Here is a 19,167-nt window from a genome sequence, read left to right on the forward strand (position 1 = left end):
CATATCATGGGATTCATGAATCTGTTCAAGCACTTCCTCGGCGACGACTGGGGCGTGCATCCCGACGACCGCAAACGCCCCGCCGCCGACCGGCCGCTACGCACGATGCCGGTGCCGGAAAAACTCTATCTGCCGCTGCAGCAGCATCTCGGCGGGCCGGCGCGGCCGGTGGTGCTGGTCGGCCAGCAGGTCAAGAAGGGCGAATTGATCGCTGAAGCACAGGGCATGATCTCGGCGCCGATCCATGCGCCGACGTCGGGCACGATTGTCGCCGTCACCGACATCACGGCGCCGCATCCCTCGGGCCTGACCCTGCCGGCGATCATCCTGGCGGCCGACGGGCGCGACGAATGGGTCGATTGCCAGGGGTGTGCCGACCCGTTCGCCCTTGATCCTGCCGAGATCGGCAAGCGGGTTGCCGCGGCCGGTGTCGTCGGCCTGGGCGGCGCGGCCTTCCCGTCGGCGGTCAAGCTGACTGGCGCCGCCCGCTCCAAGGTCAAAACCCTGGTTATCAACGGCGGCGAATGCGAGCCCTACCTGTCCTGCGACGACCGCCAGATGCGCGAGCGGGCGGCCGACATCGTCGACGGCATTCGCATCATGCTCCACGCCACCGGCGCCCGCGAGGCGCTGGTCGGCATCGAGGACAACAAGCCGGAAGCCATCGCCGCCATGCAGGCGGCTGCCGCTGGCGTGGCCGAGGTGCACATCCGGCCGATTCCCGCGCGTTATCCGATGGGTTCGGAAAAGCAACTGGTTCAGGTATTGACCGGCAAGGAAGTGGCGGCCGAGAGCCGTACTTTCGACATCGGCATTCTGGTTCATAACGTCGGCACGGCGCTGGCCGTGCGCGCGGCGATCCGCGACGGCCGGCCGCTGATTTCGCGGGTGGTCACGGTCAATGGCAACTGCGCCAACGACCCGGGCAACATCGAGGTGCTGGTCGGCACCCTGGCCGAGGAAGTGATCGCCTTTGCCGGCGGCCTCAAGGGCGACGGCATCGGCCTGGCGCGCCGGGTCATGGGCGGGCCGATGATGGGCATGCAGATTCCGCACTGGCGCGTGCCGGTGGTCAAGGGCACCAGCGGCATCCTGGCGTTCGACGCGCAGGAAGTCGCCGCTCAGGAACCCGATCCCTGCATCCGTTGCGGCAGTTGCGTGAAAGCCTGTCCGATGGGCCTGCTGCCGCTGGAAATGAGCGCCCGCATCCGCAATTCGGCTTACGACGAGGCGGTCGGTATCGGCCTCAAGGACTGCATCGCCTGCGGCTGCTGCGCCTATGTCTGCCCGTCGAAGATCCCGCTGGTCCAGTATTTCGTTCATGCCAAGGGCGAACTGGCGGCGCAGGACCGCAACAAGCTGCGCAACGACGCGACCAAGAAGCTGGCCCAGCAACGCCAGGAACGGCTGGATCGCGAAGCGCGCGAGAAAGCCGAAGCCGCCGCCAAGCGCAAGGCCGAGCGCGAAGCTGCCGCTGCCGCCAAGGCAGCGGCTGAAGCGGCAGCCAAGCAGGCCAGCGAAACCGCCGGCGCCACCGAGGGAGAAAGCGCATGACCCCCGCCACCCTGACCGCCCAGACGGTCGCCTCGCCGCATGCCCATGGCGGCAATTCGGTCAGCCGGACCATGTTCCGCGTGCAACTGGCGCTGCTGCCGGCGACCCTCTATGGCTTCTGGCTGTACGGTTGGCCGGCCTTCTTCCTGTGGGCGCTGACCATCCTCTCCTGCGTCGCCTTCGAGGTCCTGTCGCTGAAGCTGATGGGCACGCCGCGCGTCAAGGCAACGCTGTTCGACGGCTCGGCCGTGCTCACCGGCTGGCTGCTGGCGATGACCTTGCCGCCCTGGGCGCCGTGGTGGGTGGCGGTGGTTGGCGGCTTCATCGCCATCGTCATCGGCAAGCAGGTGTTCGGCGGGTTGGGCCAGAACGTGTTCAATCCGGCCATGGTGGCGCGGGTGGCGCTGCTGGTGTCCTTCCCGTTGCCACTGACGCTGTGGGTCGCGCCGCTGCCGATGGGCACGCTGCCGACGCCCGATTTCGTCAGCAGTCTGCGCATCTTCCTGACCAGCCTGCCGGTGCCGGACGCGATGACCAGCGCCACCCTGCTTGGCCACGCCAAGACCGAACTGGCCCGCGGCATCGACCTGGCAACGGCGCTGCACGCCGGCCCCGACCTGTCGTGGATCGGTATGCGCGCCGGCAGTTTCGGCGAGTCGGCGGCGGTACTGATCCTGTGCGGTGGCCTCTACCTGTTGATCACCCGCGTCATCACCTGGCATGCGCCGCTGGCCGTTCTGGCCGGTGTCACCATCCCGGCGGCGATCGCTCACGCCGTCGATCCCGGCCGCTTCCTGTCGGCCGAGGCGCACCTGCTGTCCGGCGCGCTGATGCTCGGTGCCTTCTTCATCGCCACCGATTACGTGACCTCGCCGAACACGACCACTGGCCAGATCATCTTCGGCCTGGGCATCGGCCTGCTCACCTGGGTGATCCGCAGTTTCGGCGGCTACCCGGAAGGCGTCGCCTTCGCCGTGCTGCTGATGAATGCCATGACGCCGGTCATCGACCGCTTCTGCAAGCCGCGCATCCTTGGCCGTGACCGTAAAGGCAAGCCGCTCGACATTCCGGAGAACGCCTGATGAACCTCGATACCCTGCGCGACAAACTCGGCTACCAGCCGCTGCTGCTCGGCATCGTTGCCCTGCTCGCCAGCGGTGCGCTGGCGGTGGTGTCCGACGCCACGGCGCCGGCCATTGCGGCGGCTGAAGCCAAAGACCTGCGCAATTCGCTGTCTGACGTGCTGCCGGCCGGTCTGGCCGACAATGATTTTCTCAAGGATACGGTCGAGCTCGACCGCAACGGCAAGACGGTGACCATCTATCGTGCCCGCCAGGGTGAGGCGCTCAAGGCAGTGCTGTTCAAGGTGGCCGAGCGCGGCTATTCCGGCGAAATCCAGGTGCTGATGGCGGTCGATATGGATGGCCGCACGCTCGGCGTGCGCGTCCTCAAGCATACGGAAACACCGGGCCTGGGCGACAAGATCGAGGTCAAGAAGGACAGCTGGGTGCTGAGTTTCAACGGCAAGTCGCTGCTCGATCCAACGCCGGAGCGTTGGGGCGTGAAGAAGGATAACGGCGTCTTCGACCAGTTTGCTGGCGCCACCATCACGCCGCGTGCCGTGGTCAAGGCAGTCAAGGGCGGTTTGGAGTTCTTCACTGCCCACAAGGCGGAAATCACCGGTCAGGCGGCCTAGGAGATAACGATGAGCGATATCCAGTACGGCAGGATCATCAAGGACGGGCTGTGGGAACAGAACGTCGTTTTCGCGCAGATGCTGGCGCTGTGCCCGCTGATGGCGGTGACCACCAGCGGCACCAACGGCCTGGGCATGGGACTGGCGAGCACGGCGGTGCTGGTGTGCGCCAATGTCCTGGTGTCGTTGATCCGCAAGGTGGTCAGCGCCCAGGTGCGGATTCCGGTTTTCATCGTGCTGATCGCCACCCTGGTGACCATCGTCGACCTGGCGATGAATGCCTGGCTGCATGAGCTGTACAAGGTGCTCGGCCTGTTCATCGCGCTGATCGTGGTCAATTGCGCCATCCTCGGTCGTTCGGAGTCCTTTGCAGTGAAGAACGGCGTCGTCGCCAGTGCCGTGGATGGGATTGCCATGGGGCTGGGCTTCACCGGTGCGTTGGTCCTGCTCGGTCTGGTCCGGGAATTTTTCGGCGCCGGCACGTTGTTCGCCCAGGCATCGCAACTGCTTGGCCCGTCGTTCGCCTTTCTCGAAGTGCAGGTGCCGGGTTACGGCGGCGCCCTGCTGATGATCCTGCCGCCCGGTGCCTTCGCCGCGCTCGGCTTTCTGCTGGCCGGCAAGCGCATCATCGACCGCAAGCTGGCCGAACGCGAAGCCGCCAGCGCCGAACCGGCCGCCGCCTGAGGAGTACAGTCATGCAGATTGGTGTCGCCTATTCCGAACCCGGCCAGCAGGTCTGGCTGAACATCGAAGTCCCGGACAGCGCTACGGTACAGGAGGCCATCGAGCGCTCCGGCATCCTCAAGCAGTTTCCGCATATCGACCTGGCAGCGCAGAAGGTCGGCGTTTTCGGCAAGCTGGCCAAACTGGACGCAGCCTTACGCCCCGGCGATCGCGTCGAAATCTACCGCGCCATCATCTGCGACCCGGCGACGGTGCCGCGCAAGGACAGCGACGAAGACGAATAGGATTGTCGTTTTTGCGACATTGGAATACCGGTTCATGCACCGTGTTTGTGCGTAAATAATTGATAATACTGAAATATTTCTGTCCTATAATGCGCGGCCTTGTCCCTGGGAGATGCCCGTGCATACGACGAATTATTCCGCCGCCGACGCCGTGACCGCGCTTGGTGCCAATCATGGTTACTGTCTGGATGGCGACTTCGTCCATCTCAACGCCGATGTCAGCCTGGCCGAAGCCGATCTGGCCGACGGCACCCACTGGGCCCTGCAATTGTGGGCCAGTCCCGGCGGTTTCGACGGCCTGGCGCTGAACGGCGTCAAGGTCGCCGAACTGGCCCTGCAGCCGACGCCGGGCAATTTCAACGTGGCCGCCTGTGTGACTGCCTTGCCGCCGGCCGGTTGCGCCGCCCAGGTCATGGCCATGGCCCTGGTTGGACAGCGCGTGGACGGCAGCGTCCAGGTTCGCGACTTGTCGGTCTATGCGACGCCGCAGACCTTCTTCCAGCCTTTCCTGCTCGGCGACGTGAGCTGCCGGGTGGCCGACGGCGTGGCGGAAATCGCCATCGAGCGCATCGCCAGCCCGCGCAGCCCGGACAACCTCAGCGGCACGCTGGCCCTCGAAGTCTGGGCGCTGGATGCGCCCTATCAAGGCGGCGCCTGGCAGGGGCAGCCGGTGGCCAGCGTGGTCCTCGGCCAGTTGTCCGGCGGCAGCGCCTGGGCCGATTGCCAGTACAGTGTGCCGGCGGTGAACGCCAGCGGCGCGCTGACTCTGATGCTGCGCGAATGGACGCCGGCCGGTTACCTGACGCGCGATTACCGCAACCTGGCGGCGGCAGTGATCGCCGAGCCGGTAGTGGCGGCGGTGAGTGAGCCGGTCAGCGGCGACGTCAAGGCAGCGGTCAAGCTGGCCGCCAAGGCGGGCAAGGGTGCGACCAAGAAAGCAGGCGCCAGCAAGTCCGCAGACAAGACCGGTCCGGTCAGCGTCAATACCGCCAGCGCGGCCGAACTGGCTGCTGTCAAGGGGATTTCCAAGGCGGTCGCCGAAGCCATCGTTGCCGCCCGGCCTTATGCCAGGCTCGACGACTTGCTGCGGGCCAAGGGCGTTGGCGCCAAGCTGCTGGAAAAGGTCGGCAAGTTGTTGAAGATTTGAGTTTTTTCGCAGGCTTGTCGTAAAGGCGACAAGCCTGCTGATGAAAATTATCAAATAAAACAAGGTGCTGCCCGGTGGCACCCATTTTGCTGAGTGTTAGCCAGTCATCTGGAGAACGCGCATGAAAGCCAGCGAAATCCAGGCCCTGCTCGACGAGCCGGCCTGCAGCCATAACACCAAGGAAAAGTCCGGTTGTTCGAAGCCGAAGCCGGGCGCCACTGCCGGCGGCTGCTCCTTCGACGGCGCGCAGATCGCGCTGCTGCCGATCGCCGACGTCGCCCACATCGTCCATGGGCCGATTGCTTGCGCCGGTTCTTCCTGGGATAACCGCGGGACGCGCTCTTCCGGCGTCACGCTGTACAAGATCGGCATGACCACCGACCTGTCGGAAACCGACGTGGTCATGGGGCGTGGCGAAAAACGCCTGTTCCACGCGATCAAGCAGGCGGTCGACAGCTACGCGCCGAAGGCCGTCTTCGTCTACAACACCTGCGTCACCGCACTGATCGGTGACGACGTCGAAGCCGTCTGCAAGGCCGCCAGCGAGCGCGTCGGCATCCCGGTGGTGCCGGTCGATGCCGCCGGTTTCTACGGCACCAAGAACCTCGGCAACCGCCTGGCCGGCGAGGCCATGTTCAAGTACGTCATCGGCACCGCCGAGCCGGCACCGGCCAAACCGCGCGCCGACGGCCTGCCGACTTACGACGTCAACCTGATCGGCGAATACAACATCGCCGGCGAGTTCTGGCACGTTGCGCCGCTGTTCGATGAACTCGGCCTGCGCATCCTGTGCACGCTGTCCGGCGACGCGCGTTTCCACGAGGTGCAGACCATGCACCGGGCGAAGGTGAACATGGTCGTCTGCGCCAAGGCCCTGCTCAACGTCGCCCGTAAAATGCAGGAAACCTACGGCCAGCCGTTCTTCGAAGGCAGTTTCTACGGCGTTCAGGATGTTTCCAACGCACTGCGCGATTTCGCCCGGCTGATCGGCGACCCCGACCTGATCGCCCGCACCGAGGCGGTCATCACCCGCGAGGAAGCCAAGGCCCACGCCGCGCTCGAACCCTGGCGCGCCCGCCTCAAGGACAAGCGCGTGCTGCTCTACACCGGCGGCGTCAAGTCGTGGTCCATCGTTTCAGCGCTGCAGGATCTGGGCATGAAGGTGGTCGCCACCGGTACCAAGAAATCGACCGAGGAAGACAAGGCGCGCATCCGCGAACTGATGGGCGAGGACACCAAGATGATCGACGACGGCAGCCCCAAGGCCCTGCTGTCGACCTATCACGAGTACCGGGCCGACATCCTGATCGCCGGCGGGCGCAATTTGTACACCGCCCTCAAGGCGCGCATTCCCTTCCTCGACATCAACCAGGAACGCGAATTCGGCTACGCCGGCTACGCCGGCATGAGCGAACTCGCCCGCCAACTGGCGCTGTCGATGGAAAGCCCGGTGTGGACCGCAGTCCGGAAGCCGGCGCCGTGGGCGCAGGGAGTTTCGGGAGCGGTGCTGACGGCCTGAGTCTTATTGCGCAATCCAGTTTTCCAGTATTAATCCCGGTACCCGGGAAAACTCGCTCAGCTTATGGCTGACTACCATCCTGCCGCCACTCCAGGCATGGGCGGCGACGGGCAGGTCGTTCGCCGACGGGTGTGCCCTGTCGTTCGACGGCGGCGCCAACCTTGAGCCTTTTTACGCTCGCTGGAAAACGTTTTCTGCCGGCTGAATGGGCACCTGGCCAATTGCGTTTGGCTTTGTCCGGCTTGCCGTGATTGTCGGGTTTGCTACACGTTGACAGAATTTAACTAACTGTTTTACTTGTTGTTTTATCTTGGCGCGCTCATTGCTTAGGAGTGGTTAATCTCTGAGGAGCGTTGCCCACATGGCCGAAATCATCCAATCCAAGAAAGCGCTGGCGGTGAATCCGTTGAAGGTCAGCCAGCCGATCGGTGCGTCGCTGGTTTTCCTCGGGCTGAATCGTAGTCTGCCGCTGATGCATGGTTCGCAAGGGTGCACGGCGTTCGGCAAGGTGTTTTTCGTGCGCCATTTCCGCGAGCCGATTCCGCTGCAGACGACGGCGATGGATCAGGTGTCGTCGATCATGGGCGCCGACGAGAATGTGGTCGAGGCCTTGCGCACGCTGTCCGACAAGAGCAAGCCGGACATCATCGGCCTGGTCACGACCGGGCTGTCGGAGACGCAGGGGACCGACATCCTGCGTACGGTCAAGGAATTTCGCGCTGCGCATCCCGAATATGACGGGGTGGCGGTGGTGCCGGTGAATACGCCGGATTACGTCGGTTGCCTGGAAAGCGGTTACGCGCTGGCGATCGAGGCGCTGATCCGCACGCTGGTGCCGGCGAGCGATTGTGCCGGCAAGCGGCCGAAGCAGGTCAATGTGCTGGCGTCGGGGATGCTGACGCCGGGCGATATCGAGGCGATCAAGGACTGGGTCGAGGCTTTCGGCCTGCGCCCGGTGGTGGTGCCGGATATTGGCGATTCGCTGGATGGTCACCTGGTCGAGGCCGAGTATTCGGCGCTGACCATCGGTGGCACGCCGCGCGCGGAAATCGAGGCGATGGGCGAGTCAGTGGCGACCCTGGTGATCGGGCCGTCGCTGTTCAATGCGGCGGATATCCTCAAGGGCCTGACCGCGGTGCCCGATCATCGCTTCGCTGGGCTGATGGGGCTCGATGATTGCGATGCCTTCACCCAGGCGCTGGCCGAGATTTCCGGCAAGCCGGTGCCCGAAAAAATTGAACGCCATCGCGCGCAGTTGCAGGATGCAATGGTCGATAGCCATTTCATGACCGGGTTTGCCCGGGTGGCGTTGGCGGCCGATCCTGACCTGCTCGGCATGCAGGTGCGTTTCCTGACCGGCATGGGCGCTGAGGTGGTGGCTGCAGTCAGCCCGCACAAACATGAAAGTCTGGCTGGCTTGCCGATCGACAAGGTGATCGTCGGCGATCTGGAAGACATGGAAAAGGCGGCACGTGCCGCCGGTGCCCAACTCGTCATGTCCAATTCGCATGCCGTGGATACCGCGCACCGCCTGGGTTTGCCCCTGATGCGCGCTGGTTTTCCGCAATACGACTACGTGGGCGGTTACGCCCGCACCTGGGTGGGGTACCGCGGTACGCGGCAGACCCTCTTTGATCTCGCCAACTTGATGCTGGGACAACATCATGAACTCGAAGCCTATCGTTCAATCTACTGGACCGACGACCGTGATGGTGTCGGACAACCCCATGTCGTCACGTCGTCTGCAGCTGGTCTGGTCCATTAAGCAGGCGCCGGAAGCCGTGCTCCGCATTGCCTTCGCCTCGACCGACCGGACCCGGGTCAATCAGCATTTCGGTGCTGCCGAGGGTTTTGCCATCTACGAGGTGACGCCGGACAAGGCGACGCTGGTCGGCGTCGGCGAGTTTTCGGAAGAAGCCATGGATGGCAACGAGGACAAGCTGATCGCCAAGGTCGATTTCCTGGCCGGCTGTGCCGCGGTCTATGTTATGGCCATCGGTGCGTCGGCGATAAAGAAGCTGATGGCCGCCGGCATCCAGCCGATCCGCGTGGGCGAGGTCGATGCCATCGACGAATTGCTGCTGGAGCTGTCCGGTGCCATGCGCGACGGCGGCGTAGCCTGGGTTGACCGGGCCATCGCCGCGCAGACCAAGGCGGCGGCAACGGATCGCTTCGCGGCGATGGAAGACGAAGGGTGGCAGGGATGAGCGCCGGCATGATCGAACATCGTGGCATCGTCCAGCGGATCGAGGACGGCCGCGCCATCGTCGTCATGGAAACCAGCGGCTGTTCGGCCTGTGGTCACGGCAGCAGTTGCGGCATCGGCAAGATCGCTGCCGGCCGTCCGGCGACTGTCCTGACCCTGCCGGCCAGCGCTGGCATCGCCGCAGGTGACATGGTCTGCGTGGCCTTGCCGGAAAGCCGGCTGACGTTGTCGGCGCTGCTCGGTTACCTGTTTCCGGCCTTCGCCATGCTGTTCGGCGCCTGGCTTGGCGCCGTGCTCGAAGGTAGCGACGGCGCAACGGCGCTGGGCGCCATCGTCGGCTTCGTTGCCGCCCTGATCATTGCCCGCGTCGCCATCGGCCTGGTTCCCGGATTGATGCCGGCGCCGCAACTGCTGCCGCTATCCCGTTCTTCACAAGTTTCCCCACAGGAGTTCCACCATGAGCACTGATCCCATCTTTGAAACCGATTTCGTCAAGGAAATGGCGCGCCAGATGCGCGCCTTGGATACCTACGGTACCTATTCCGGCTGGACCGTCGAGAAAATTCTCGACCCCTACATCATGACCAAGGAGCGCAAGGCGACCATTCCGCTGATCGGTGATCCGGATGATGAAACGATTTCGCGCGTCAAGGCCTTCTACAACGCCATCGCCGTGTTGATCGAGAAGGAATGCAAGCTGCTGGCCGTGCCGCTGGTGCACCTGACGCATGAAGGTTTTGGCCGCGCCATCATCACCGTTGGCAAGCTGGTTGCCGTCGAGAAGACGCTGCGCGACGTGCATCGTTTCGGCTTTCCCAGCCTCTCCAAGATGAAGGATGAAGCGGACAAGCTGCTCGGCATCGCTCTCGAACGCATCGGCCAATATCCGGACGTCGCCGGGCTGTAAGGACGGAGGAAATGATGACTGACGAAGAACTCGCCGCTCTCGACAAGGAAGTGAAGAAGTTGAAGCGTATTGCTTCGGAATGGGCGTCGCAAATGCACGACCTCGTGGAAGACCGCCTGCCGGCGGGCTACCAGGAAATTCCGGGCATCGCGCAGTCGACTTACGACGCTTGTCAGGCCTGGGCTGAAGCCAGCCAGCGCTTGGCGGCGGCGCAGAAGGCGCAAACGGTTTGAAGGTGGCTAGTGACGGGGGCGGGCGATGACACCGCCGTCCCCGGATATCGGCGAGTCGCTGTGCCAGGCACTGCGTGAGCAGGTCGGCAAACTCGGTCTGTCGATTGGCGACGAACCGGTGTGGGCTGCCGCCAGTTTCGAGATGGAGCGCGATCCCTACTCACAGCAAGAGAGTGTGATTGCCGTCTGGCGGGGTGGTCAGCGTTTTGGCAAGGCAACCTTTTTCCCGGACGGGCGGGTCTTCGCCGAATACCAGGTGCTGCTGCCGCATCCCGCGAAAGCGGGTAGTTACGTCGATGCCGTGCAGGTCTGGGGAAGGGCGCCAGTGTGGCGCGGTGACGCGGTTATTGCGGAGTATCCGGCATGAATATGGACACACGTGTGCTTCTCCTGCACAAGCAGGGCACCAGCGGGCGCTTGCGCTATCTGCGTCTGCCTTCTGGTGTCGCCCTGTTTACCCCCTTGCCGGCCGATGCCGCGCTACGGCCGGAAGACTGGTCGCCGACGGTGCAGGTACATCCGAGCGCCGTGCTGCGCGAGGCCGAGGTTCGTCTTGGCTTGGCCGAAGGGGCAATCGAGGCGGTGCCGGAATTCCAGTGCTGGGTGGATACCTCCGCCGGCGACGTCGCGGTGCTGCTCGGCGCTTTTGCCAGCATCGATCCGCCATTTGCCGCTGCCGAGCAACTGGATGGTCGATTCATCACGATTGCCGAGGCACGCTCCTTGAGCGCCATCGAGCGCGACCTGATGCGTCGTGCTTACGAACATGTTTTGGGGTGATTGTCGCAAATGCGACAAGCCGCTGCGCAGCAACAATTCATTTAATTCATAGGCTTGGCGATAGGTTTCGGGATGGCACAGGGCTTGCAATGAGTAAGCCATCAACCCCTGGGAGAATCGCCATGATCAATCTGACCCCCGCCGCCGTAAAAGCAGTACAACGTTTCATCCGTGGTTCCGAAACGCCGGTCGCCGGCCTGCGCCTGATGATCTCGGGCGGCGGCTGTTCCGGCCTGCAGTACGGCATGAAGCTCGAAGCCGAGAAGGCTGAAGATGACTGGGAAGTCGAAGTCGACGGCGTCAAGCTGCTGGTCGATCCGATGACCATGCCGATGATCGACAACGTCACTGTCGATTTCGTCGACACGCTGACCCACACCGGTTTCAAGTTCGACAACCCGAACGCCAGCGCGCAGTGTTCCTGCGGCTCGTCGTTCTCGGTCTGAGGGAAGAATCATGTGGGAATACTCTGACAAGGTTCGCGAACACTTCTTCAACCCGCGCAACTCCGGTCCGCTGGAAGAAGCCAACGGCATCGGCGATGTCGGCTCGATCCAGTGCGGCGACGCGCTGCGCCTGATGCTCAAGGTCAATCCGGAAACGGAAGTGATCGAAGACGCGCATTTTCAGACCTTTGGTTGCGGTTCGGCCATCGCCTCGTCGTCGGCGCTGACCGAGATGATCAAGGGCTTGACCCTGGACGAGGCGCTCAAGGTCTCGAACCAGGACATCGCCGACTTCCTCGACGGCCTGCCGCCGGAAAAGATGCACTGCTCGGTCATGGGCCGCGAGGCGCTGCAGGCTGCCGTTGCCAACTACCGTGGCGAGGAATGGTCCGACGACCACGAAGAAGGCGCGCTGATCTGCAAGTGCTTCGCCATCGACGCAGTGATGATCGAAGACGTGGTCACCGCCAACAACCTCAATACGGTTGAGGAAGTGACCTTCTACACCAAGGCCGGTGGCGGTTGCGCCGCCTGCCACGAAGGCATCGAGGAAATCCTGGCCAAGGTCAAGGCCTCGCGCGCCGGCCCCGGCGAAGTTTCGCCGCCGCCGCCGTGCCCGGCCACCCCGGAAGCCCCGAAGCCGCCGAGCAAGAAGCTGTCGATCGTCGAGAAGATCAAGATCATCGAGGAAGTGCTCGAATCGGTCCGCCCGATGCTCCAGCGCGACCACGGCGATGTCGAACTGGCCGACGTTCAAGGCAAGAAGATCTACGTGCATCTCAAGGGCGCCTGCTCCGGTTGCATGATGGAAGCGGCCACCCTCGGCGGCATCCAGCAGAAGATGATCGAAGCCTTGGGCGAGCTGGTCCAGGTGCTGCCTTCGTCGCACATGCCGGTCGAAGCCTGAGAACGCCCAACCCCAACAGAGAAACCGAAAAAGGACAGCGCCATGGAACCGATCTACCTGGACAATAACGCCACCACGCGCTGCGAGCCGGCCGTGGTCGAGGCGATGCTGCCGTTCTTCACCGAGCACTTCGGCAACGCTTCGTCGATCCACGCCTTCGGCAGCGAAGTCGGCAAGGCGCTGAAAAAGGCCCGCGCCCAGGTGCAGGCGCTGCTTGGCGCCGAGCACGACTCGGAAATCATCTTCACTTCCTGCGGCACCGAATCCGATTCGACCGCCATCCTGTCGGCGCTCAAGGCGCAGCCGGAACGCAACACGGTGATCACCACCACCGTCGAGCACCCGGCCATCCTGACCCTGTGCGAATGGCTGGAGAAGGAAGGCTACATCGTCCACAAGCTCAAGGTGGACAAGAAGGGCCGCATCGACATCGACGAATACAAGTCGCTGCTGCACGACCGCGTGGCGGTGGTTTCGGTGATGTGGGCCAACAACGAGACTGGCACGCTGTTCCCGGTCGAGGAAATGGCTGCGCTGGCTTCGGCCAAGGGCATCATGTTCCACACCGACGCTGTCCAGGCGGTCGGCAAGCTGCCCATCGATTTGAAGAACAGCAAGATCGACATGCTGTCCCTGTCCGGTCACAAGCTGCATGCACCGAAGGGCATCGGCGTCCTCTACCTGCGTCGCGGTTGCCGCTTCCGCCCGCTGCTGCGTGGCGGCCACCAGGAACGCGGCCGGCGCGCCGGCACCGAGAACTCGGCGTCCATCGTCGGCCTCGGCATGGCCTGCGAACTAGCCATGCAGAATATGGAAAAGGAAAACACCGAAGTCCGTCGCCTGCGCGACAAGCTGGAAAAGGGCATCCTCAGCCAGGTCACCCATTGCTTCCCGACCGGTGATCCGGGCAACCGCCTGCCCAACACCAGCAACATCGCCTTCGAATACGTCGAAGGCGAGGCCATCCTGCTGTTGCTCAACAAGATGGGCATCGCCTGCAGCTCGGGCTCGGCCTGTACCTCAGGTTCGCTGGAACCCTCGCACGTGATGCGCGCGATGGGCATTCCCTACACCGCCGCCCACGGCACGATCCGTTTCTCGCTGTCGGTGCACAACACCGAAGCCGAAATCGACCGGGTCATCGAAGCGGTTCCCCCGATCATCGCGCAATTGCGCAAATTGTCGCCGTACTGGCGCGACGGCGGCCCGGTCTCAGCCGAGCAAGCCTTCGCCCCGACCTACGCCTGACCCGGTTTTTGCATCAGTCTCTCTCTGTAGTAACTTCACCGCCCCGGAAGCGATTCCGGGGCGTTTTTTTTGTGCCCCAAAAAACAAAAACCCGGTCTGCGAAAACCGCAGACCGGGTCGGTAATTCCCTGGGCGCTCAGCGCCTCAGACGCACGCCCCGTCGTCAGCCACGCCTTCGGCGGCGGCCTTCTTCGGTTTGACGAACTGCTCGCGCGAGACACCGAGCCACATGACCAGCGGGCTGGCGACCAGCACCGACGAGTAAATGCCGAACAGGATGCCGATGGTCAGCGCCAGCGAGAAGTAATACAGGGTCTCGCCGCCGAAGATCAGCATCGACAGAACCATGACCTGGGTAGAACCGTGGGTGATGATCGTCCGGCTGATCGTGCTGGTGATGGCGCGGTCGAGGACCTGCGGCGTGGTCATGCCGCGGACCTTCTTGAAGGTTTCGCGGACGCGGTCGAAGACGACCACCGACTCGTTGACCGAGTAGCCGAGCACGGCCAGTACGGCGGCCAGCACCGACAGCGAGAATTCCCACTGGAAGGCGGCGAAAAAGCCGAGGATGATGATCACGTCGTGCATGTTGGCGATGATCGCCGACAGCGCGAAACGCCATTCGAAGCGGAAGGCGAGGTAGATCATGATGCCGATGATCACCACCAGCAGCGCCAGGGCGCCGTTTTCGGCGAGTTCGCGACCGACCTGCGGGCCAACGTATTCGACACGTTGCAGGCTGGCACCCGGTGCATCCACGGTCAGCGCCTGCATCACGCGGTCACCCTGCTGGGCGCTGTCGGCGGCGTCGCGCAGCGGCAGGCGGATCATGACGTCCTGGGACGAACCGAAGTTCTGCACCGTGTAGTCGTTGAAGCCGTTCTTGCCCAGCGCGCCGCGAATCTTTTCAAGATCCGCAGCTTGCTGGTATTTGACTTCGATCAGCGTGCCGCCGGTGAATTCGACGGACAGGTGCAGGCCCTTGGTGGCCAGGAAGAAAACTGCCAGGACAAAGGTGATCAACGAAATGACGTTGAATACCAGCGCGTGGCGCATGAAGGGGATGTCCTTCTTGATACGGAAGAATTCCATGTCCGTGTTCCCTTATTTCTGACCGTCGGCGGTTGCCGTGCCGGGTTTCCAGACATTGCCGATGGCGATCTTGGTGAGCTTCTTCTGGCGGCCGTAGATCAGGTTGATCATGGCGCGCGAAACGACCACGGCGGAGAAGATCGAGGTCAGAATGCCCAGGCAATGGACCACGGCGAAGCCGCGCACCGGGCCGGAGCCGAAGATGAGCAGGGCCAGGCCGGCGATCAGCGTGGTGATGTTGGAGTCGAGAATGGTGCCGAAAGCGCGCTCGTAACCTTCCGACAGTGCCGCTTGCGGTGGCATGCCGTTGCGCAGTTCTTCGCGGATGCGTTCGTTGATCAGCACGTTGGCGTCGATGGCCATACCCAGCGTCAGCGCGATGGCGGCGATACCGGGCAGCGTCAGCGTGGCCTGCAGCAAGGAGAGCAGGGCAACCAGCAGCAACAGGTTGGTGGCCAGGGCAATCACCGAGACCAGACCGACGACCTGGTAGTAGGCGATCATGAACACGGCGATGGCGACGAAGCCCCACAGTGTGGCGTTGAAGCCGCGTTCGATGTTTTCCTTACCGAGCGACGGGCCGATGGTGCGTTCTTCGACGATGTCCATCGGTGCCGCCAGCGAGCCGGCGCGCAGCAGCAGGGCGACGTCGTTGGCCTCGGAGGTGGTCATGCGGCCGGAAATCTGCACGCGACCGCCACCGATTTCGGTGCGGATGACCGGGGCGGTAACGACTTCGCCTTTACCCTTTTCGATCAGCAGGATGGCCATGCGCTTGCCGACGTTGTCGCGGGTGATGTCCTTGAAGATGCGGGCACCCGCCGAATCCAGCGTCAGGTGCACGGCCGGTTCGTTGGTCTGACCGTCGAAGCCGGGTTGGGCGTCGGTCAGGCGGTCGCCGGTGAGGACGACCTGCTTCTTGACCAGCAGCGGCGAGCCGCCGCGTTCGGTGTACAGCTCGGTGCCGAAGGGGATGTTGCCGGCCAGGCCGGCTTCGAGCGCACCGGGGCTGTCGTCGACCATGCGGATTTCCAGGGTCGCGGTACGGCCGAGGATGTCCTTGGCCTTGGCCGTGTCCTGCACGCCCGGTAGCTGGACGACGATGCGGTCGGCGCCCTGCTGCTGGATCACCGGTTCGGCAACGCCGAGTTCGTTGATCCGGTTGTGCAGGGTGTTGATGTTCTGCTTGATCGCGAATTCGGCGATCTTCTTTTCAGCTTCCGGCTTGAGCGTGGCCAGCAGGCGCAGGTCGTCGCCCTGGCCGGCTTCGGCCAGCGTCAGGTCGTTGCTGTTGTCGGCCAGCGTCTTGCTGGCGCGTTCGCGGGTTTCGGCGTCGCGGAACTTGATGACGATGCGGTCGCCTTCGCGGTTGATGCCGGCGTGGCGGATGTTCTTGTCGCGCAGCAGGCTGCGCAGGTCGGCCGCAGTCGAGTCGAGGCGCTTCTGCAGTGCGCCGGGCATGTCGACCTGGAGCAGGAAGTGTACGCCGCCGCGCAGGTCGAGACCGAGGTACATCGGCAGCGCGTTGAGCGAGGTCAGCCATTGCGGCGAGGCAGTCAGCAGGTTCAAGGCGATGACGTACTGCGGGTCGCTGCTGTCCGGGTTGAAGGCGCGCTCGATGGCGTCCTTGGCCTTCAACTGGGTGTCGGTGTCCTTGAAACGGGCCTTGACGCCGACATTGTCGAGCTGGATTCCGTCATGGCCGATGCCGGCGGCCTGGAGGACTTCTTCGACGCGGGCCAGGGTGGTCGCATCGACCTTGAGCGTGACCTTGGCGCTGGAGACCTGGACGGCCGGCGATTCGCCGAAGAAATTGGGCAGGGTGTAGATGAAGCCGAAGACCAGCGCAATGGCGACGGTGACGTACTTCCAGAGAGGATAACGATTCATGGCGGCTTTGAAGCGAAAAAGGCGGCCGTAGCCGCCCTTCGGGATGGATTACAGCGACTTCAGCGTACCCTTGGGCAGGGCGATGGCCACGGCGGGCTTCTGGACGATGACTTCCGTACCTTCGGCGATTTCCACGGTGACGTAGTTTTCATCGACCTTGGTGATGCGACCGACCAGGCCGCCGCCGGTAACCACTTCGTCGCCCTTCTGCAGTGCAGCGATCAGCTGCTTGTGCTCCTTGGCCTTCTTCATCTGCGGGCGGATCATCAGGAACCACAGCACGACGAACATCAGGATCATCGGCAGCAGTTGCATGAAGCCGCCAGTCGGGTCGGCGGCGCCAGCGGTCTGGGCGTGGGCAAGACTAATCATTGGGAAGGTCTCCGGATAACAAAAAATTCAGAACGGGGGATTCTATCACTGGCCGGACGTTCGGTCGCGGGCAAAGGCGGCTGACCATTCGTCCAGTTTTTCCGATTCGATGGCAGCGCGCATTTCGGCCATGATGGTTTGGTAAAAATGCAGGTTGTGGATGGTGTTGAGCATGCCACCGAGGATTTCGCCGTTGCGGAAGAGGTGGTGCAGGTAGCTGCGCGTGAAGTTGGTGCAGGTGTAGCAGGTGCACGATGGGTCGAGCGGGCCGGTGTCGGCGCGGTAGCGGGCGTTCTTGATCTTGACGTCGCCGAAGCGGGTGAACAGGTGGCCGTTGCGCGCGTTGCGGGTCGGCATCACGCAGTCGAACATGTCGATGCCGTGCTTGACCGAAAAGACCAGGTCTTCCGGCGTGCCGACGCCCATCAGGTAGCGCGGTTTGTGCGTTGGCAGGCGCGGCGCCGTGTGCGCCAGGATGCGCGCCATGTCTTCCTTGGGTTCGCCGACCGACAGGCCGCCGATGGCCATGCCGTCGAAGCCGATGTCGCACAGGCCGGCCACCGACTCGTCGCGCAGGTCTTCGTACATGCCGCCCTGGACGATGCCGAACAGGGCGTTGGTGTTTTCCAGTTGGTCGTGCTCGTCGCGCGAGCGTTTGGCCCAGCGCATCGACATGCGCATCGACTTGGCTGCTTCTTCGCGGCTGGCCGGGTAGGGCGTGCACTCGTCGAAGATCATGACGATGTCGGAATTGAGCACCCTCTGGATCTGCATCGAGATTTCCGGCGACAGGAAGAGCTTGGCGCCGTCGTGCGGCGAGCTGAACTTGACGCCTTCCTCGCTGATCTTGCGCAGCGCCCCGAGCGAGAACACCTGGAAGCCGCCGGAGTCAGTCAGGATCGGCTTGTGCCAGTTCATGAAGTCGTGCAGGCCGTTATGCGCCTTGACCACTTCAAGCCCCGGGCGCAGCCACAGGTGGAAGGTGTTGCCCAGACAGATCTGCGCGCCGATGTCGTTGAGGCTCTGCGGCGTCATCGCCTTGACCGTGCCGTAGGTGCCGACCGGCATGAAAACAGGCGTCTGGACGACGCCGTGAGCCAGGGTCAGGGTGCCGCGGCGGGCGGCGCCGTCGGTCTTGAGGAGTTCAAACTGCATCGGAGCGTTCCAGGAGCATGGCGTCGCCATAGCTGAAGAAGCGGTAACGTTCGCTGACCGCGTGCGCGTAGGCAGCGCGGATCGCGTCGTAACCGGCGAAGGCCGAGACGAGCATCATCAGTGTCGATTTCGGCAGGTGGAAGTTGGTGATCAGCCGGTCGACCACCTGGAAGCGGTAGCCGGGGGTGATGAAAATCTCGGTTTCACCGCTGCCGGCGACGACCGTGCCATCGGCCTGGCCGGCCGATTCGAGGGTGCGCAGGCTGGTCGTGCCGACGGCGATGACGCGTCCGCCGGCGGCGCGCGTCGCGGCGATGGCGGCAGCGGTTTCCGGCGTCACTTCGTAGCGTTCGCTGTGCATGCGGTGATCGGCGATTTTCTCGACGCGCACCGGCCGATAGGTGCCGGCGCCGACGTGCAGGGTGACGAAGGCGGTCCCGATACCCCGGGCGCGTAGCGTTTCGAGCATGGCCTCGTCGAAGTGCAGGCCGGCGGTCGGCGCAGCGACGGCGCCCGGTTCGCGGGCATAAACCGTCTGGTAGCGCGATTCGTCGGCAGATTCGGCCGGATGCTCGATGTAGGGCGGCAGGGGCAGGGCGCCGTATTGCTCGGCCACCGCCCAGAAATCGTCGTGGTCCAGCAGTTCGAGCGCGAACAGGTCGTCTTCCTTGCCGGTACGGCCGGTCATGCGGACCGTGAAGGCATCGGCCAGGCGCAGCAGGCAGCCGGGCTTGGGCGCCTTGCTGGCGCGGATCTGGCAGATCGCGTGTTTCGCATCGACGATGCGCTCAAGCATGATCTCGACCTGACCGCCGGTTTCCTTGATGCCGAAGAAGCGCGCCTTGATCACCTTGGTGTCGTTGAACACCAGCAGGTCACCGGTGCGCAGCAGATCGGGCAGGTCGGCAAAGCGACGGTCCGCGTGCTGGCTGCCGGCAACGTGCAGCAATCGGCTGCCGGTACGTTCCGCAGCCGGGTGCTGGGCAATCAGTTCGGGGGGGAGATGAAAGTCGAAGTCATCAACGGTGTACGTCATGCTCATCCCGG

General features: G+C 63.7%; 22 protein-coding genes. 17 read left to right on the forward strand and 5 right to left on the reverse strand.

What is annotated here, in order from left to right; translation table 11 throughout:
* Positions 1-6: 6 nt before the first annotated feature.
* The 17 genes from rsxC (at position 7) to nifS (ending at position 13,611) form a co-directional block, all read left to right on the forward strand.
* Positions 7-1,554 (forward strand): electron transport complex subunit RsxC, encoded by a 1,548-nt coding sequence (rsxC, locus tag AADV58_RS06605; RefSeq protein ID WP_341744375.1) that lies wholly within the window; start codon positions 7-9, stop codon positions 1,552-1,554.
* The gene (locus AADV58_RS06610) at positions 1,551-2,636 is read left to right on the forward strand and encodes an RnfABCDGE type electron transport complex subunit D (protein ID WP_281985331.1); all 1,086 of its coding nucleotides are present in this window, start codon (positions 1,551-1,553) and stop codon (positions 2,634-2,636) included. The genes rsxC and AADV58_RS06610 overlap by 4 nt, the downstream gene beginning before the upstream one ends.
* On the forward strand, positions 2,636-3,250 hold the full coding sequence (gene rsxG / locus AADV58_RS06615; protein WP_028996118.1) for an electron transport complex subunit RsxG: 615 nt from the start codon (positions 2,636-2,638) through the stop codon (positions 3,248-3,250). The genes AADV58_RS06610 and rsxG overlap by 1 nt, the downstream gene beginning before the upstream one ends.
* 9 nt (positions 3,251-3,259) lie before the next feature.
* On the forward strand, positions 3,260-3,934 hold the full coding sequence (locus tag AADV58_RS06620; protein WP_043421917.1) for an electron transport complex subunit E: 675 nt from the start codon (positions 3,260-3,262) through the stop codon (positions 3,932-3,934).
* A gap of 11 nt (positions 3,935-3,945) precedes the next feature.
* Positions 3,946-4,218 (forward strand): RnfH family protein, encoded by a 273-nt coding sequence (locus tag AADV58_RS06625; protein ID WP_028996116.1) that lies wholly within the window; start codon positions 3,946-3,948, stop codon positions 4,216-4,218.
* Between the two features lie 118 nt (positions 4,219-4,336).
* Entirely contained in the window at positions 4,337-5,365 is a 1,029-nt protein-coding gene (locus AADV58_RS06630; RefSeq protein ID WP_341744376.1) for a helix-hairpin-helix domain-containing protein, read from the forward strand.
* Positions 5,366-5,486: 121 nt separating this feature from the next.
* Positions 5,487-6,884: a nitrogenase iron-molybdenum cofactor biosynthesis protein NifE gene (gene nifE / locus AADV58_RS06635; RefSeq protein ID WP_341744377.1), complete on the forward strand. Its 1,398-nt coding sequence runs from the start codon at positions 5,487-5,489 to the stop codon at positions 6,882-6,884.
* Between the two features lie 361 nt (positions 6,885-7,245).
* Positions 7,246-8,649 (forward strand): nitrogenase iron-molybdenum cofactor biosynthesis protein NifN, encoded by a 1,404-nt coding sequence (nifN, locus tag AADV58_RS06640; protein WP_341744378.1) that lies wholly within the window; start codon positions 7,246-7,248, stop codon positions 8,647-8,649.
* Positions 8,612-9,091, forward strand: coding sequence for a NifB/NifX family molybdenum-iron cluster-binding protein (locus tag AADV58_RS06645; RefSeq protein ID WP_281983604.1), 480 nt, complete (start codon positions 8,612-8,614; stop codon positions 9,089-9,091). Before nifN ends, AADV58_RS06645 begins: the two co-directional genes overlap by 38 nt.
* Before the next feature lie 8 nt (positions 9,092-9,099).
* Positions 9,100-9,558 carry a SoxR reducing system RseC family protein gene (locus tag AADV58_RS06650; RefSeq protein ID WP_157272561.1) on the forward strand — a complete coding sequence of 153 codons (459 nt, stop codon included), beginning with the start codon at positions 9,100-9,102 and terminating at the stop codon, positions 9,556-9,558.
* Complete coding sequence (locus AADV58_RS06655) at positions 9,548-9,997, forward strand: NifX-associated nitrogen fixation protein (protein WP_028996108.1); 450 nt, start codon at positions 9,548-9,550, stop codon at positions 9,995-9,997. Before AADV58_RS06650 ends, AADV58_RS06655 begins: the two co-directional genes overlap by 11 nt.
* Before the next feature lie 11 nt (positions 9,998-10,008).
* The gene (locus tag AADV58_RS06660) at positions 10,009-10,230 is read left to right on the forward strand and encodes a CCE_0567 family metalloprotein (protein ID WP_245580574.1); all 222 of its coding nucleotides are present in this window, start codon (positions 10,009-10,011) and stop codon (positions 10,228-10,230) included.
* 25 nt (positions 10,231-10,255) lie between these two features.
* The gene (locus AADV58_RS06665) at positions 10,256-10,597 is read left to right on the forward strand and encodes a hypothetical protein (protein ID WP_043421913.1); all 342 of its coding nucleotides are present in this window, start codon (positions 10,256-10,258) and stop codon (positions 10,595-10,597) included.
* Positions 10,594-11,010: a hypothetical protein gene (locus AADV58_RS06670; RefSeq protein WP_157272560.1), complete on the forward strand. Its 417-nt coding sequence runs from the start codon at positions 10,594-10,596 to the stop codon at positions 11,008-11,010. The genes AADV58_RS06665 and AADV58_RS06670 overlap by 4 nt, the downstream gene beginning before the upstream one ends.
* Before the next feature lie 122 nt (positions 11,011-11,132).
* Positions 11,133-11,456, forward strand: coding sequence for a HesB/IscA family protein (locus AADV58_RS06675; RefSeq protein ID WP_028996105.1), 324 nt, complete (start codon positions 11,133-11,135; stop codon positions 11,454-11,456).
* A 10-nt stretch (positions 11,457-11,466) separates the two neighbouring features.
* Positions 11,467-12,363, forward strand: coding sequence for a Fe-S cluster assembly protein NifU (nifU, locus tag AADV58_RS06680; RefSeq protein ID WP_028996104.1), 897 nt, complete (start codon positions 11,467-11,469; stop codon positions 12,361-12,363).
* 42 nt (positions 12,364-12,405) lie between these two features.
* Positions 12,406-13,611, forward strand: coding sequence for a cysteine desulfurase NifS (gene nifS / locus AADV58_RS06685; protein WP_341744379.1), 1,206 nt, complete (start codon positions 12,406-12,408; stop codon positions 13,609-13,611).
* A gap of 144 nt (positions 13,612-13,755) precedes the next feature.
* Here nifS and secF read toward each other — a convergent pair whose 3' ends face one another.
* The 5 genes from secF to queA are packed head-to-tail and all read right to left on the reverse strand — an operon-like array spanning position 13,756 to position 19,156.
* On the reverse strand, positions 13,756-14,703 hold the full coding sequence (secF, locus tag AADV58_RS06690) for a protein translocase subunit SecF (protein ID WP_341744380.1): 948 nt from the start codon (positions 14,701-14,703) through the stop codon (positions 13,756-13,758).
* Between the two features lie 12 nt (positions 14,704-14,715).
* Entirely contained in the window at positions 14,716-16,593 is a 1,878-nt protein-coding gene (secD, locus tag AADV58_RS06695; RefSeq protein ID WP_341744381.1) for a protein translocase subunit SecD, read from the reverse strand.
* A gap of 48 nt (positions 16,594-16,641) precedes the next feature.
* Complete coding sequence (gene yajC / locus AADV58_RS06700) at positions 16,642-16,965, reverse strand: preprotein translocase subunit YajC (protein WP_028996100.1); 324 nt, start codon at positions 16,963-16,965, stop codon at positions 16,642-16,644.
* Positions 16,966-17,010: 45 nt separating this feature from the next.
* Positions 17,011-18,120: a tRNA guanosine(34) transglycosylase Tgt gene (gene tgt / locus AADV58_RS06705; RefSeq protein WP_341744382.1), complete on the reverse strand. Its 1,110-nt coding sequence runs from the start codon at positions 18,118-18,120 to the stop codon at positions 17,011-17,013.
* Complete coding sequence (gene queA, locus AADV58_RS06710) at positions 18,110-19,156, reverse strand: tRNA preQ1(34) S-adenosylmethionine ribosyltransferase-isomerase QueA (protein ID WP_028996098.1); 1,047 nt, start codon at positions 19,154-19,156, stop codon at positions 18,110-18,112. Before queA ends, tgt begins: the two co-directional genes overlap by 11 nt.
* Positions 19,157-19,167 lie beyond the last annotated feature (11 nt).

Origin of the sequence: Azonexus hydrophilus (genome assembly GCF_038368255.1) — a bacterium.
In the GTDB taxonomy this organism is placed as follows: Bacteria; Pseudomonadota; Gammaproteobacteria; order Burkholderiales; family Rhodocyclaceae; genus Azonexus; species Azonexus hydrophilus.